The organism is Acinetobacter sp. CAU_H_78 (assembly GCF_058599365.1).
On the sequence record NZ_CM178652.1, the window covers coordinates 2,650,772 to 2,666,678 of the forward strand.

General features: G+C 44.0%; 14 protein-coding genes and 1 pseudogene. 8 read left to right on the forward strand and 7 right to left on the reverse strand.

Features of this window, described 5'->3' with window-relative positions:
• Positions 1-4: 4 nt before the first annotated feature.
• Positions 5-1,438 (reverse strand): 3-isopropylmalate dehydratase large subunit, encoded by a 1,434-nt coding sequence (leuC, locus tag AC4MCD_RS12595; protein WP_419375021.1) that lies wholly within the window; start codon positions 1,436-1,438, stop codon positions 5-7.
• 262 nt (positions 1,439-1,700) lie between these two features.
• On the opposite strand from leuC, the gene AC4MCD_RS12600 reads away from it, so the two are divergent.
• From AC4MCD_RS12600 to ovoA, 3 genes are all read left to right on the forward strand, one after another.
• The gene (locus tag AC4MCD_RS12600; protein ID WP_159123642.1) at positions 1,701-1,937 is read left to right on the forward strand and encodes a DUF2061 domain-containing protein; all 237 of its coding nucleotides are present in this window, start codon (positions 1,701-1,703) and stop codon (positions 1,935-1,937) included.
• 185 nt (positions 1,938-2,122) lie between these two features.
• Positions 2,123-2,992, forward strand: a complete 870-nt coding sequence (locus AC4MCD_RS12605) for a LysR family transcriptional regulator (RefSeq protein WP_004781845.1) — start codon at positions 2,123-2,125, stop codon at positions 2,990-2,992.
• A gap of 154 nt (positions 2,993-3,146) precedes the next feature.
• Entirely contained in the window at positions 3,147-5,333 is a 2,187-nt protein-coding gene (gene ovoA, locus AC4MCD_RS12610) for a 5-histidylcysteine sulfoxide synthase (protein WP_491876213.1), read from the forward strand.
• A 45-nt stretch (positions 5,334-5,378) separates the two neighbouring features.
• Here the strand turns inward: ovoA and AC4MCD_RS12615 are convergent, their stop codons facing one another.
• Both AC4MCD_RS12615 and AC4MCD_RS12620 read right to left on the reverse strand, forming a co-directional pair.
• Positions 5,379-5,630, reverse strand: a complete 252-nt coding sequence (locus AC4MCD_RS12615; protein ID WP_005232362.1) for a DUF2789 domain-containing protein — start codon at positions 5,628-5,630, stop codon at positions 5,379-5,381.
• Between the two features lie 156 nt (positions 5,631-5,786).
• Positions 5,787-6,437 carry an HAD family hydrolase gene (locus tag AC4MCD_RS12620; RefSeq protein ID WP_419375024.1) on the reverse strand — a complete coding sequence of 217 codons (651 nt, stop codon included), beginning with the start codon at positions 6,435-6,437 and terminating at the stop codon, positions 5,787-5,789.
• Between the two features lie 182 nt (positions 6,438-6,619).
• Here AC4MCD_RS12620 and AC4MCD_RS12625 point away from each other — a divergent pair, with 182 nt between their 5' ends.
• From AC4MCD_RS12625 to AC4MCD_RS12635, 3 genes are all read left to right on the forward strand, one after another.
• Positions 6,620-7,102 carry an RNA pyrophosphohydrolase gene (locus AC4MCD_RS12625; RefSeq protein ID WP_004781838.1) on the forward strand — a complete coding sequence of 161 codons (483 nt, stop codon included), beginning with the start codon at positions 6,620-6,622 and terminating at the stop codon, positions 7,100-7,102.
• Positions 7,103-7,193: 91 nt separating this feature from the next.
• Positions 7,194-9,491: a phosphoenolpyruvate--protein phosphotransferase gene (gene ptsP, locus AC4MCD_RS12630; RefSeq protein WP_491876214.1), complete on the forward strand. Its 2,298-nt coding sequence runs from the start codon at positions 7,194-7,196 to the stop codon at positions 9,489-9,491.
• A 42-nt stretch (positions 9,492-9,533) separates the two neighbouring features.
• Positions 9,534-10,034 carry a hypothetical protein gene (locus AC4MCD_RS12635; RefSeq protein ID WP_419363740.1) on the forward strand — a complete coding sequence of 167 codons (501 nt, stop codon included), beginning with the start codon at positions 9,534-9,536 and terminating at the stop codon, positions 10,032-10,034.
• On the opposite strand, the gene AC4MCD_RS12640 is transcribed toward AC4MCD_RS12635, so the two are convergent.
• Positions 10,031-10,207: a DUF7230 family protein gene (locus AC4MCD_RS12640; protein WP_004781833.1), complete on the reverse strand. Its 177-nt coding sequence runs from the start codon at positions 10,205-10,207 to the stop codon at positions 10,031-10,033. The genes AC4MCD_RS12635 and AC4MCD_RS12640 overlap by 4 nt on opposite strands.
• Positions 10,208-10,833: 626 nt before the next feature.
• On the opposite strand from AC4MCD_RS12640, the gene AC4MCD_RS12645 reads away from it, so the two are divergent.
• Positions 10,834-12,354: a catalase gene (locus AC4MCD_RS12645; RefSeq protein WP_491876215.1), complete on the forward strand. Its 1,521-nt coding sequence runs from the start codon at positions 10,834-10,836 to the stop codon at positions 12,352-12,354.
• Between the two features lie 97 nt (positions 12,355-12,451).
• Here AC4MCD_RS12645 and AC4MCD_RS12650 read toward each other — a convergent pair.
• The 3 genes and pseudogenes from AC4MCD_RS12650 to AC4MCD_RS12660 all read right to left on the reverse strand — a co-directional run.
• A pseudogene (locus AC4MCD_RS12650) lies at positions 12,452-12,787 on the reverse strand (catalase-peroxidase 2); the annotation flags it as partial.
• Between the two features lie 96 nt (positions 12,788-12,883).
• Complete coding sequence (locus AC4MCD_RS12655; protein ID WP_491876216.1) at positions 12,884-13,939, reverse strand: MBL fold metallo-hydrolase; 1,056 nt, start codon at positions 13,937-13,939, stop codon at positions 12,884-12,886.
• A gap of 411 nt (positions 13,940-14,350) precedes the next feature.
• Entirely contained in the window at positions 14,351-15,289 is a 939-nt protein-coding gene (locus tag AC4MCD_RS12660; RefSeq protein WP_034169853.1) for a cation diffusion facilitator family transporter, read from the reverse strand.
• 131 nt (positions 15,290-15,420) lie between these two features.
• Here AC4MCD_RS12660 and AC4MCD_RS12665 point away from each other — a divergent pair, with 131 nt between their 5' ends.
• On the forward strand, positions 15,421-15,858 hold the full coding sequence (locus AC4MCD_RS12665; protein WP_491876217.1) for a GNAT family N-acetyltransferase: 438 nt from the start codon (positions 15,421-15,423) through the stop codon (positions 15,856-15,858).
• Positions 15,859-15,907 lie beyond the last annotated feature (49 nt).

Below are 15,907 nucleotides of genomic sequence, written 5' to 3' on the forward strand. Positions count from 1 at the left end.
CCAATTAAAATGAACGGACATCAACAAAGTGACCGGCAATCGCTGCCGCCGCCGCCATGGCTGGACTCACCAAGTGGGTACGACCGCCATTACCCTGACGACCTTCAAAGTTACGGTTTGAAGTTGAGGCGCAATGTTCGCCTGGCTGCAATTTGTCAGCATTCATTGCCAAACACATAGAACAGCCTGGTTCACGCCATTCAAAACCAGCTTCGATAAAGACTTTATCCAGACCTTCAGATTCTGCCTGCTGTTTCACCAAACCAGAACCCGGAACCACCATTGCCTGTTTAATGCTAGAAGCCACTTTACGGCCTTTGATCACTTCAGCCGCAGCACGAATATCTTCGATACGTGAGTTGGTGCAAGAACCGATGAATACACGATCTAACTGAATATCTGCTAAAGCCTGACCTGCGGTTAAGCCCATATATTGATAAGCACGGTTCCAGTCATTGCGCTGTACATCATCTTTGGCCTGTTCCAAAGTTGGAACCGCTTGAGACACCGGAATCACCATCTCAGGAGAAGTCCCCCAAGAGACTTGTGGTTCAATCTCTTCACCTTGCAACACCACGACTGTATCGAAGTGCGCGCCTTCATCAGAATGCAAGGTATTCCAGTACGCAACCGCCTGATCCCATTGCTCGCCTTTCGGTGCATATGGACGGTCTTTGACATACTCAATGGTTTTTTCGTCGACTGCAACCATACCGACACGTGCGCCCGCTTCGATTGCCATGTTACACACGGTCATACGGCCTTCGATCGACATGTCACGGAACACCTGACCACCAAATTCAATCGCGTGACCTGTACCGCCAGCAGTTCCAATTTTACCGATAATGGCTAAAACAACGTCTTTCGGTGTTACGCCCTGACCTAATTTACCGTCAACGCGCACCAACATATTTTTCATTTTCTTTTGAACAAGACATTGGGTCGCCAATACATGTTCAACTTCTGATGTTCCAATCCCGTGTGCCAAGCAGCCAAATGCACCATGTGTTGCAGTATGTGAGTCACCACATACAACGGTCATACCTGGTAAGGTTAGGCCCTGCTCAGGACCTACCACGTGCGCGATCCCTTGACGAATATCGTTAATATCAAATTCAACAATATTGAACGTCTTACAGTTGTCATCCAGGGTTTGTACCTGGATACGTGAAGTATCATCTTCAATCCCAGCCACACCCTGCTCACGCTCTTTTTTAGAGGTCGGTACGTTATGGTCAGGTGTTGCGATGTTGGCACTTAAACGCCATGGCTTACGGCCAGCAAGTTGCAAGCCTTCAAAGGCTTGTGGTGAAGTCACTTCATGCAATAAATGACGGTCGATATAAAGTAGAGCTGAACCATCATCTCGTTGTTTTACTAAATGGTCATCCCATAACTTATCGTATAATGTTTTTGCTGTTTGGGTCTCGCCTGCCATGTCGATGTGCTCCACTGGACTGGGTAAATTCTTTCGCTAATTTTGATTATATCGCTGCATTCACATAAATCTAATTTATCATTTTTATTAGTTAAAAAACTTTTTGGAATCTTTTAAAACTTAAATTAAATCATGGTTTAGCTCTCTTTTCAAAAATCTAATTTTCCGATTAATTTATCAAGAATATTCGTTTTTACAAATTAAATGAGAGTTATTATTATTTCCTCATCGGCACAGATCATTTGTTTTGAGGAAGATCAACATGGCACATATTCAACGTTTCGTAGACAACAATCAGCGCATGTTCAAAAAGACATTTAGCTATTACATCATGCACATCACTGTCGCGATGTTAGTGGGCTATTTTGTCACAGGCAGTTTAACCATGGCGATTGCCTTGAGTTTATTAGAACCGACTGTACAGGCGGTTGCTTTCTTCTTCCACGAGAAAATCTGGGAAGCAAAAAGCCAGCAACAGGATGAGGAAATCACCGCATAAATTTTTGTCGATCTTCCTCTTTTAGCCACCTACCCTCGGTGGCTTTTTTTATGACATAAAATAAAACATTTAAAAATGTGTATTAATTCAACATTAAACCAATAGTTCTATATTTTTACTTTGATTTATTCTTAAATTATTACAATAATAAACTTAAGCATAAAAAAACTTTATAGGTGATCAAGATGAATCTCGCAGCTTTTGAAGCCTTTGTAAAAGTCATGGAAACAGGTTCGATTTCTTTGGCTGCAGATCAGCTTTTTATTACCCAACCAGCTGTGACCAAACGTATTCACAGTCTGGAAGAATATTTCGGGGTGAAATTATTTGAATCTGCGGGCCGTGGTGTACAGGCCACTCATGCAGCACATTCCCTGCTGCCTAAAGTAAAAAACTGGCTGAACGAGCTGGGTGATATTCACTATACCCTGAGTCATGAACAAGGTCAGGTACAAGGCAAACTGAAAATTGGCACCAGCCATCATATTGGTCTGCATCATTTACCGAGCCATCTGCGTGAATATGTACAGCAATATCCGAATGTGACCCTGGATGTACATTTTGTAGATTCTGAACAGGCACATGAACAGGTCATTGCCGGTGATCTGGAACTGGCTTTTCTGACGCTACCGCCGCATGGGGATGAGCGCCTGAAATATGTCACTATCTGGAATGATCCTCTGGTTTTTGTGGTAGCACCGTTCCATCCGTTGGCTCAGCAAAAAAACCTGTCTCTTGAAGATCTGGTGAATTACCCAAGCCTGCTGCCTTCTGCGCAGACCTATACCACGCAGATTACGATGGCTGAGTTTGAAAAACAGGGTATCAAGCCGAAAACGACCATGAGTAATAATCCGCTTGAATCGATCCGGATGCTGGTTTCGATTGGTTTAGGCTGGTCAGTCTTGCCCAAAACCCTGGTCAATCATGACCTGCAAGAACTGGATCTGAATCTGGAAATGAACCGTCAGCTCGGGATGGTCTGGCATCCGGGTCGTACTCAATCGAAGGCGGCTGAAGCATTGGTTCAACTGATGCAAGGCCCGTCAATTTAAAATTAATTTTCACATTTCTCTGCTGCAGCCATATGGATGCAGCATTTTGTTACCTAAAAACATCGCATCAGTTGCTTCCTTTCAAGTACTTTTAAAAGTATCAAATTCATTTTCCTGAAGATGAAAAATTAAAACGTATTCAAGGAAGCAAAGAATGCAGATCAAATCTTCTGACTCCAAAACTTTATTATCTTCTTCTCATAAACTGCTCGAAGAAATGGGTTTATGGAAACCGCTTAAACCAACGCTACACCCGACTCCCAATCTTGATTTTGAAGATGAACCGACAGCGCGTGCCGTATTACGTGATTATTTCCTAAATACCTTTGACACCTATGAGCAACTGTTTGACTGCCTGAAAAATGAAGAAGCCTTTTATGTCAAACCGATTGCCTTACGTCATCCGCTGATCTTTTATTTTGGTCATACTGCCACTTTTTTTATCAATAAGCTGTTGCTGGCTCAACTGATCCCGGAACGTTTGAATCCGCATCTGGAAAGTATCTTCGCGATTGGTGTAGATGAAATGAGCTGGGATGATCTGGATGAACAGAATTATCACTGGCCTAGCATTCAGGCGGTACGTGATTACCGGCATCAGGTACGTGCCCTGGTCTTGAAAGTGATTGAACATGCGCCGCTACAACTTCCACTGAACTGGCACAATCCGTGGTGGACCATCATCATGGGCATTGAGCATGAACGAATTCATCTGGAAACGTCTTCGGTTTTAATCCGCCAGCATCAGTTACGTTATGTACAGAATCATCCGCAGTGGCGTGCCAATGTCATTACCAGTATTGCACCTGAAAATAGTCTGGTAAAGGTACCGGCAGGTCAGGTCAATTTACATAAAAATTTCGAACATGCTTTTTATGGCTGGGACAATGAATACGGCCACCATCATGCCGAAATTGCAGAATTCGAAGCCTCCAAATATCTGGTATCCAATAAGGAGTTTTTAGCCTTTGTAGAAGCAGAAGGTTATCAGACAGCTGACTACTGGACTGAAGAAGGCCAGCAATGGTTGGCATTTTCTCAAGCCACACATCCTACCTTCTGGGTCAAAACGGAACTGGGTTGGTCATTAAGATTGATGCTGGAAGAAGTTCCGATGCCTTGGGACTGGCCAGTCGAAGTGAATTATCATGAAGCCAAGGCTTTCTGTAACTGGAAATCAGCACAGACCGGAGAATCCATTCGTCTGCCAACTGAAGATGAATGGTATCGACTATATGCAGTTTCAGGACTGGATCCCAAATTGCCAAGTCCTGAGCAAGCCAATATTGAATTAAAATATGGCCCTAGCTCTTGTCCGGTGGATCATTTTCAGCATGGCGATTTTTATGATGTTCAGGGCAATGTCTGGCAATGGACCGAGACCCCGATTTATCCTTTCGAAGGCTTTCAGGTCCATCCCTTCTACGATGATTTTAGTACCCCTACTTTTGATGGCCAACATCATCTAATTAAAGGCGGTTCCTGGATTTCAGCCGGTAATGAAGCCCTGCACAGTTCACGCTATGCATTCCGGCGACATTTTTTCCAGCATGCCGGTTTTCGCTATGTTGCCGCGGAAGAGACATCACCGCAGTTTCACTCGCAATATGAAAGTGATCAGCTGATTTCCCAATATCTGGAATTCCAGTATGGAGCAGAATATTTTGCTGTTCCAAACTTTGCCCAAAGCCTGATTCAATTAGCTCGTCCTTATTTTCAAAACATTCCGTGTCATAAAGCGCTGGATATCGGGTGTGCAACCGGACGCGCCAGCTTTGAACTGGCCCAAGATTTTGATCAGGTCACCGGTCTAGATTTTTCAGCCCGTTTTATTCAGCAAGGTGTGGTGCTGGCGCAAGGAGAGACCCTGCGCTATAGCATTCCTGTTGAAGGTGAACTGGTGGAATATAAATCCTGCTCACTGGCAGAACTTGGACTTGAACAGGTTGCCAATAAGGTCGAGTTTTATCAGGGCGATGCCTGCAACCTGAAACCGCAGCTTAAAGATTATGATTTTATTCTGGCAGCTAACCTGATTGATCGTCTGCATCATCCTAAAGCTTTTCTGAGTGAGATTCATAATCGCCTGAATATAGGCGGCATTTTGATGCTGGCCTCGCCTTATACCTGGCTGGAAGAACATACAGCACGCAGTGAATGGATCGGCGGATTTAAGCAGGCGGGAGAAAACCTGAGTACCTTAGAGGGCATCAAAGCTTTACTCAGCCCACATTTTGAAATGCTGGACGAACCTGTGGATATGCCTTTTGTGATCCGGGAAACAGCGCGTAAATATCAACATACCCTGTCCCAAGTAACTTTATGGAAACGGATACAGTAATGCCCCAAATGAAAAAAGCCAATCAGTTGATTGGCTTTTTGTTCACTACTCAATTCCGCTAGTGGCATCCTCATGCAGAGATTCATTGAGCTGATCCACCACAATGGCCCATTCTCCATCTGAAGCAATTTTTTCAGCCAAGAACTGGCGCTGCGCATCTGACCAGTACGGCGCCTCCATCAGGTTCACATCTTTGGGTAATTGATGCTCATGAATAAATTGGGCAATCCCTTCTGCACTTGAATCCAGACCTAACTGTGCAAATAAATGAGTCATACGCGGTCTAACTTGGGTCATTTTCATTACCTCAGCGCTTGCTATCGTTATTGTCGACTTGCTTTATTTGTTCTAAGCATAGCATGTTTATTCAGCAACGGGCATGTCAAAAAGTACCCTCTTCTGCTTATAAAAAAGCACAACCGAAGTTGTGCCTGATTAAATCGAAAGAACTGCTTAAATCGACCAGTCCTGAATTTCCCAGCCCTGTTCTTTGGCCAGTGCTTCCAGACGATCATCCGGATTCACAGCAATGGCATGATCTGCATGTTCCAGCAGAAAACGGTCATTGATTGAATCTGAATATGCCCAAGACTCGGTCACGTCACGACCTGCCAGCCATTGTTCCAGACGGGTCAGTTTACCTTGCTGATAGCAGGCAATATTGGTCACCTTACCGGTATATTTACCGTCAATGACTTCAGCATTGGTGGCAATAATTTCAGTAATGCCAAACTCACGGAAAATCGGTGCGGTAATAAAGTCCGAGGTTGCAGTAATGCCGACAATGTCATGTCCCGCATCTTTATGGCGCTGAATCGCTTTAAAACCTTCCGGACGCATCTGTGGGCGAATGACTTTTTGCATGAACAGTTGATGTAATTCGGTCAGATAATCATGGTCATGTTGGGTCAAAAACTGGAACACAAATTCATTATAGGCATAGGGATCCAGTTGACCCTTTTTATAGTCCTCATAGAACTTGTCATTCATGGCGCGGTGATGAACGGGATCCACCAGACCTTCATTGACCAGGAATTCCCCCCAGGAATGATCCGAATCGGTGTTTAACAGGGTGTGATCGAGATCAAATAGCGCCAATTTCATGAAAATACTCGTAAAAACTGAAATTTAAGAAAAAAATTGTAAATCTATCTCCGCTAGTCGATAGAAATTCGTTAAGATCATAGCAATTTTAACATTTTTAAACTTTGCTTTTTTTCGAGTTGGATAAAGAAATAATATTCCCCGAAAGCAAAGGCATAAATTAAACAATTTTAGGTAGCCAAATGATCGACTCAGAAGGTTTCCGACCGAATGTCGGGATCATTTTGGCAAACGATGCTGGACAGGTTTTATGGGCAAAACGCATTGGTCATAATGCATGGCAATTTCCACAAGGAGGTATCCAATATGGAGAAACCCCTGAGCAGGCACTTTATCGTGAGCTGAGAGAAGAAGTTGGCTTACTGCCTGAACACGTCCAGATTATCGCGCAGACCAAAGGATGGTTGCGTTATCGTTTGCCGTATCGATACATTCGCACGGATTCAGATCCGGTATGTATCGGTCAAAAACAGAAGTGGTTTTTACTCAAACTGACGGCGCCCGTACAGAACATTCAACTTGATCTGTCCGATCCGCCCGAATTTGATCAATGGCAATGGGTCAGTTACTGGTATCCATTAGGCCAAGTGGTGAATTTTAAACGCGATGTTTATCGCAAGGCCATGATTGAACTCTGTCAGCAATTACCACAACAAAAACCTTAAAAAAATCGCGTGCATGTGCAGATTTTTTGCTCGGCTATTGTTATAAATAAACTAAATTACCGGACTTCTAAAAAAATACGGAGCAGCTCCCATGTCGAATATGCAACTGGATGCCCTGAGACGCATTGTCCAAGAGATTAATGCGTCTACCAGTTTGCATGAATCACTCGATATTATGGTCAATCAGGTCGCTGAGGCCATGCATGTGGATGTTTGCTCCATTTATCTGCTCGATGAACGCAACCAGCGCTATCTGTTAATGGCATCTAAAGGCCTGAAGCCTGAAGCTGTCGGTCATGTTTCTCTACATACCGGTGAAGGCCTGGTTGGTCTGGTGGGTCAACGAGAGGAAATCGTTAACCTCGACAATGCCCCTAAGCATGATCGTTTTCTGTATTTACCGGAAACGGGCGAAGAAATTTATAATTCCTTTCTGGGCGTTCCGGTCATGTATCGCCGTAAGGTCATGGGCGTACTGGTTGTCCAAAATAAAGAATCCCAAGATTTTAGTGAAGCGGCTGAATCGTTCCTGGTTACGCTATGTGCCCAGCTTTCGGGCGTAATCGCTCACGCCCATGCAGTCGGCAATATTGATGTATTCCGCAAGCCAAATAATTTACCGGCATATAAAACCTTCCAGGGTGTATCCGGTTCTGGCGGTATCGCACTCGGCCGCGCCATTGTGCTTTATCCACCTGCAGATCTGGGTGCCGTTCCGGATCGTGAAGCAGATGATATTAGCGAAGAACTGGCTTTACTGGATAATGCCTTAAATTCGGTACGTGAAGAAATTCAGTTCCTGGATGACAAAATGCAGGATGCGCTGATGGCCGAAGAACGCGCCTTGTTCAGTGTGTTCCTGCGTATGCTGGATGAAAATGCTTTGCCATCGGAAATTAAAGCCTTGATTCGTGATGGTCACTGGGCGCAAGGTGCAGTTCGCATCGTGATTGATAACCATGTCGCGCAGTTTGCGCAGATGGAAGATGATTACCTGCGTGAACGTGTCGCTGATCTGAAAGATCTAGGGCGCCGTATTCTGGCCAAATTACAGGAAGCTGATGAAAGCCATCGCGAACTGACGGATGAAAGCATCCTGATTGGTGAAGAAATTTCAACAGCTGCGCTGGTGGAATTACCTGTCGATAAGATTGCAGCAATTGTCACCACTGAAGGTGCCATGAATTCACACATGGTGATTGTGGCACGCGCGCTGGGTATTCCGACTGTCGTGGGTGTGACCGAACTGCCAATCAACACCTTGGATGACGTCGAGATGATTGTCGATGCACATCAGGGCCGCATCTTTATTAATCCACCACGCCGTTTGCGTACCCGTTATAAAGAGATTCAGAAAGAAGAAGAACAGATTGCCAAAGATCTACGTCAATACGAGACCAAAGATGCAATTACACCGGATGGGACTGCTGTACGTCTGTTTGTAAATACCGGCTTGATGATTGACGTGGTTCGTGGTGTACAGCGTGGTGCCAAAGGTGTTGGCCTGTACCGTTCTGAAATTCCCTTCATGTTGCGTGACCGCTTCCCGGGTGAAGAGGAACAACGTGCCATTTACCGGCAGCAGCTCAGTCACTTTGCCAATAAACCGGTGGTGATGCGAACACTGGATATTGGTGCAGACAAAGACCTGCCATATTTCTCGATTGAGGAAGAAAATTCAGCATTGGGCTGGCGCGGTATCCGCTTCACCCTGGATCATCCTGAAATCTTCTCTTCTCAGATTCGTGCCATGCTAAAAGCCAGTATCGGCCTGAATAATCTGCATATCCTGTTGCCAATGGTCACCAGCGTCAGTGAAGTTGAAGAAGCACTGTATCTGTTAGAACGTGATCATCATGCCGTTCAGGAAGAAGAACAGGTCAAAATTACCAAGCCGCAAATCGGGATTATGGTGGAAGTACCAAGCGTACTGCATCAGATTGATGAGTTTTCTGAACTGGTCGATTTCTTTTCGGTCGGTTCTAACGATTTGACTCAATATTTACTTGCCGTAGACCGGAATAATCCGCGTGTGGCCAACGTTTATTCACATTTGCACCCAGCCATTCTGCGCGCCCTGACCCGCTTGGTAGAAGACTGTCACCGTAATAACAAACCGATCAGTATCTGTGGTGAAATGGCTGGTGATCCTCTATCGGCCGTACTATTAATGGCCATGGGATTCAATACCCTGTCCATGAGTTCCAGTAATATATTGAGAGTCCGAAAAACGATCTGTCATGTACCGATGCCTGATGCACAGGAATTACTCAAACATGTACTAAAACTGGACAATCCACTCATGGTAAAAAGCTGGATGGAGCATTATTTTAGAACACATGGTTTAGGAGATATGGTGAAATCCACCACCCGTATGGTCAGCGCTTAAGGAGGAACTTTTCCAGGTTCCTCTGCATCAGTCGAGGTACTTATGGAATTTGTGCTTATCCTGCTTATGCTAGCTGCAGCGTTTTATTTTATTATTGTTGCACCAGCCTTACGTTCACAAAAATCCAGATATACATCTTCTCGTGATCGTAATAATGTCAGCTCGAGTCACCAGTATATCCGTGAAACTGAACGTCCTAAAGCCTGTCCCTTATGGGGAATTGAAATTTCTCGTACCCAGCAATGGCGTTTAGGCAAGAATGATCCATCGGTCATTGCGGCGAAACTGTATCGGCAACAGCTAGGAAAATTTGCCAGTTTTCAGCAGACTCGGCCTATGGCTGATGCTGATCCAAATAGATCTTCGAGTTCTGCGACCCTGCCCCGTTTTTTTCAAAATATGTTTCCCGAAGAAGCTTCTTCAACTACCCGACAAAACTCACCGCATTCTTCGAAAAGAAATTCATCTTTTAACTATACCCCACAGAATCCCTTAAAATCAGCTCCCGTCCAGAACAGATCCACTTCTTCCTGGCCGCCCTAAGCTGCCCATAAAAAAGGGCGATCATCTTGTTGATATCGCCCTTGTTTGTGCTTGGTATAACCACGTTTTGCATTTTTCTTCCGATCTACAAAAACCTGGCTTTTATTGACTTCATGCATATGTTTGGCCACGAAGTTTGGCATGACTGCCTCTACAGCTTTTTTCTTTGCCATCTTGCTCTCTGTTTAATTTGGGCTAAGGAAATGATCCGCTCGGGATGTGAAATGATTATAAGGGCGACTGGCCAATTTTCAAGCAGATCAGCACTTAAATATTTTCCAGAAAATAGATAATTTGGTAGATATTCTTGCTGTAAAAATCAGAAAATTGTGAGCAAGAGAATGCTGATTTAACTACCTGTTTAATCTTTATATTTTAATCTTAAATCTAGCTACTTTAAAAATATTTATATAATTAATAACTTACTCAACAATTTATAAAAAATAAAAGAAATATTGAAGCATTTTTCTGACTTAGAGAAGACATCTTAAATTCTGATTTTCTTATTTAATCATTTTAAACTGAGTGAAAAATTTGCATATTTTAACATTGTCACATTTCTAGAAATATCTTATGTTCAAATTAGATTATTTATTTTCAATGACTTAATTTTTATTCATTTAGGCAGTATTTTCTGAAGTTACAGAAAAACCAAACTTATTGCCAAAACACCCAATTCAACAACTCACTTAATTAAAAATCTGTTGGAAATAAAGCCCCTAATGTTATTCCTGCGCTTATAGATGATTTTTTTGAATGCTGGAATAACGAATAAAATTCTCAACGCTTGGAGAGAAATATGAGCCAAGATATGAAAAAGTGCCCTGTCACCCATCTAACTACTGAAGCTGGCGCACCTGTAGTCGACAACCAGAACAGTATGACGGCAGGTAGCCGTGGCCCATTGCTGGCCCAAGATTTATGGCTGAATGAAAAACTGGCTAACTTTGTTCGTGAAGTGATTCCTGAGCGCCGTATGCACGCAAAAGGTTCAGGTGCATTTGGTACCTTTACCGTAACCAATGACATTACTGAATACACTCGAGCGAAAATTTTCTCGGAAGTTGGCAAAAAAACCGAAATGTTTGCCCGTTTTTCGACCGTCGCCGGTGAACGTGGTGCAGCTGATGCAGAACGTGACATTCGTGGTTTTGCCCTGAAGTTCTATACTGAAGAAGGTAACTGGGACCTAGTCGGTAACAATACACCTGTATTCTTCCTGCGTGATCCACGCAAATTCCCTGACTTAAACAAAGCAGTAAAACGTGATCCGAAAACCAATAAGCGTAGCGCCACCAATAACTGGGATTTCTGGACTTTATTGCCGGAAGCTCTACATCAGGTCACCATCGTAATGTCGGATCGTGGGATTCCGGCTGGTTACCGTCATATGCACGGTTTCGGCAGTCATACCTACAGTTTTATCAATGCCCAAAATGAACGCTTCTGGGTAAAATTCCACATGCGTACCCAGCAAGGTATCAAGAATCTGACTGATGCTGAGGCAGCAGAGCTAATCGCTAAAGACCGTGAAAGCAGCCAGACTGACCTATTTGATGCAATCGAACGTGGCGACTATCCAAAATGGAAAATGTACGTTCAGATCATGCCTGAAACCGATGCCGAGAAAGTGCCTTATCACCCGTTTGACCTGACCAAAGTCTGGCCGAAAGGTGATTATCCACTGATTGAAGTAGGTGAATTTGAGCTGAACCGTAATCCGGAAAACTATTTCCAGGACGTAGAACAGGCTGCTTTTGCTCCAAGTAATCTGGTGCCAGGTATTAGTTACTCACCGGATCGTATGCTACAGGCACGCTTAGTCAACTATGCTGATGCTGCTCGTTATCGCGTGGGCGTGAATCATGCCCAGATTCCGGTCAATGCCGCACGTTGCCCAGTACATTCAAATCACCGTGATGGTTTAGGGCGTATGGATGGTAACTATGGTTCATTGCCGCATTATGAACCGAACAGTTTCAGCCAGTGGCAGGAACAGCCAGAATTCAGAGAGCCACCACTCAAAATCACGGGTGATGCAGATTTCTGGGATTATCGCAAAGATGATAATGACTACTTCAGTCAGCCACGTGCCCTGTTCAACCTGATGAATGATGAGCAGAAACAGGCTCTATTTAATAATACCGCAGCCGCAATGGGTGATGTGCTTGATTTCATTAAGTACCGTCATATCCGTAACTGTTATGCCTGTGATCCAGCCTATGGTGAAGGTGTTGCCCAAGCTCTTGGGATGAGCGTAGCTGATGCCCAGATGGCTCGCGCAACTGATCCAGCCAAAGGCTTACCAAGCTTTCTCTAAGTTTTTCGGCTTGATTTGAGCAAATAAAAAAACCACCCGAGGGTGGTTTTTTATGGATATTAAATTAAAGCATCAGGAATATGAATGGCATTTCAATTTAAGCGGCTTCACGTTGATGTTTAACATCATAACGGTCAGCGTTCATGACTTTGGTCCAGGCTTTGATAAAGTCACGTACAAATTTTTCCTTATTGTCATCCTGAGCATAAACTTCAGAATAGGCACGTAAAATTGAGTTGGAACCAAAGACCAGATCGACACGGGTTGCAGTCCATTTCAGGTCATGTGTTTGACGGTCACGGATTTCATAAAGGTTTTCTTCTACCGGCACCCAGACATTATTCATATCCATCAGGTTCACAAAGAAATCATTGCTCAATACACCGACCCGATCAGTCAGTACGCCATGCTTGCTTCCACCATGATTGGCACCTGTACCCTTCAGCATAGGATTTAATCCCATAGAAATGAGAGTTCCTCTCTATGCTAGCTAACGACTCAATCGTTATACAGGAATGACCTGAAGCCCTTAGACAATAATCCGCTTGCCTTCACGAATACAGTAAAACGGGTTAATCAGCTTGGAGGAATGCTGGATAATATGCTGCAATTCATTTTCAGGCTGGTCACGTGCTTCATCGGTGAGCTGGAACGTTCGATAATGAATTGCCATTGAACACCGTGCCATTAAGTCCTGATGGGCATGGAAAGCATCTTCCGGATTCATATGAATATTGCGCATCAATTCACGTGGTTCATAGGCACCGATCGGTAACAGCGCAATTCGTGGTGGCCCCAAGCGTTTGCGAATTTCCTTGAAATGCGGTGCATAGCCGCTATCCCCGGCAAAATAGCAATGATCCTTGCCATTCAATAAGGAAAAACTGCCCCATAATGCGCAGTTCTGATCGCGCATGCCACGTCCTGAAGCGTGCTGTGCTGGCGAATAGACAATCTGAATATCTTCAAAAAATGCGTTTTCCCACCAGTCCATTTCAATGACATTATAGTCTTTAGGCAGGTACCAGCCATTGCCCAGACCGGTATAGATCGGCATTTGATAGGTCTGATGCAACCAGGCCAAGGTCGCCAGATCCATATGATCATAATGGTTATGGCTGAGCAATACGGCATCAATATGCGGCAGCTCATCCAGGGCAATGCCAGCAGGAATAACGCGCTGTGGCCCTCGGGATGCAGAAGGACTGGCATATTCACACCAGACCGGATCAGTCAGAAAATTATACGGCCCGATCTGGATCAGGGCGGTGGCATGCCCAATAAACCAGATTTGCCAGTCATCTAAAGTGGCTTCCGGCCGATTTTGTGGCAAGGCACGCGGACGTGAAAAAAACTCGGCATGTTCCTGTTCCAGATTCACTTCCCAGGTGCTGGATTTTCTGGTGAATAACCATTTATACAAGTCAAAGCGACTCTGCTCGAGCGAATGATGCTCCAGATTCTTAAACCGCTCACCATCAAAATGATCGGAATGTAGATAATCAAATACCGGCTTGGACCAGAGATGTTTCCAACTGGACTCAGTCTCAAGCTGAAATTTTTTAGTCTTGAAAAGATCTTGCATAAATATCCACTATTTATTATTTGTTATATGCAAGACAGCATCCACCTGGAATTTTCAAACGGAGCATCTCTTTAAATCGCATACAAACTTATATACTTCGGTATTTCAGCATAGTATGAAATACGTGCCTAAGATTCATTTATGTTTTTGTTATTTTTAGCAAAACATCGAGCCCATGGAAAGACTAAAACCGATGAAAAGCTTCTAAAAAAATGAATACTCGAGATCAAGTTTGTGCCCATTCTGCTTTCTAAAAAGACTGGAGAATGATCGATATTCATCCGATAATTCCCACTCCATACCTGACTGTACATGACTTCATGACCTAAATTTTTATCCCGTATTCATGTAATCACGCTTGATGCCCTTCTGACTATCCGACGAAAGTTATCTACTGAAATCTTCACTTCCTTAAATACGACCTTGAGTCCGTTCCAGCCATACCGCTTTGGTTTGAGGTTTCACAAACAGGGTAATAATTTCCGGGTGTAGCTGTTTGATCTGTGCTTCAATCCGGTTAACGCACGCTTCGATTTCATCGGAAGTCAGGTCATCTTTGAATTCCAGACTTAAGGAGGCAATCACCTGATGCGCGCCCATTTGCTCGGTTAATACACCATTGGCGCTATAGACCGCAGCATCCTGCTGGGCAATGTTAAGTACATTTTCACGCAGTCTAGGATCTGCTGTTTCACCCAGCAATAGACCTTTGGTTTCACGTGCCAGTAACCAGGCCGATACCGCCAACACGACACCAATCAAAATAGAGGCAGCACCATCCAGCTCAGGGATATTCAGTTGATGAGCCAGGAAAATCCCGATCAGGGCAATAAAAAGACCTACTAGCGCAGCAGTATCTTCAAATAATACGGTAAAGGTGGTCGGATCTTTACTGCGCCTAAAAGCTTCAAAATAGCCCATCTTCCCTTTCATTTTACGGAAGGTTCTTAAAGCCACTGTCCAGGAGAATCCTTCGCACAGAATCGCAATGCCCAGCACAATATAGTTGATCATCGGATCCTGCATTTCTTCAGGATGAATGATGTGCAGGATGCCTTGATAGATGGATACAATCGCACCCAGTGCAAAGACCATCAAGGCCACAATAAAGGCCCAGAAATACAGTTCACGGCCATAGCCAAAAGGATGGTGGGCATCTGGACGCTGCTCTGCCTTTTTCATGCCGTACAGCAACAGAATTTCATTCAGGGTATCGACCACCGAGTGAATCGCTTCACTCAGCATCGCAGAACTATTGGTAATATAGGCTGCGACGAATTTAACCAGCGCAATAGCCAAGTTACCAAATAACGCTGCATAGACCACAATTTTATTAGATTCAGATGACATTCAAAGTTGTCCTAGTTTTTCCTCAAACAGATGGATCTATTTGATTTTTCATTTTATCTCTTTGCATCTTAATAAACTGCTGCGATAAATTGTTTATTGTTTTGTTGTTCTCATTTTTAATCGGAATCTTCATGCCTGTGATTGTCCCTACTTCTGCCGATCAGCATCCTCAGCTCCTAGAATTGTGGGAGCAGTCCGTCCGGGCTTCTCATCATTTCCTGAATGACGAGAAAATCCTGAAGATTCGCCAGCAGATTATTCAGCATAGTTATTTTGATCAGGTGCAACTGTTCCATGTGGAACATCAGCAGCAGGTTCTGGGCTTTATGGGCATTGCCGGCCATAAACTGGAAATGCTGTTTATCTCCTCTGATGCTTTCCGGCAAGGCATTGGCAGTCAGTTATTGCAATATGCACTTGAGCTGGGTGTGACTGAAGTGGAGGTGAATGAGCAGAACCCTGATGCGACTGCTTTCTATTTAAAACATGGTTTTGAGATCATCAGACGCTCAGAAACCGATAGCGAAGGTAATCCCTACCCGATTCTGCATCTACAATTGAAAAACTAGAAAGGAAGCCAAAGCTTCCTTTTAGGTCTAAATTTAACTCGAACAATCT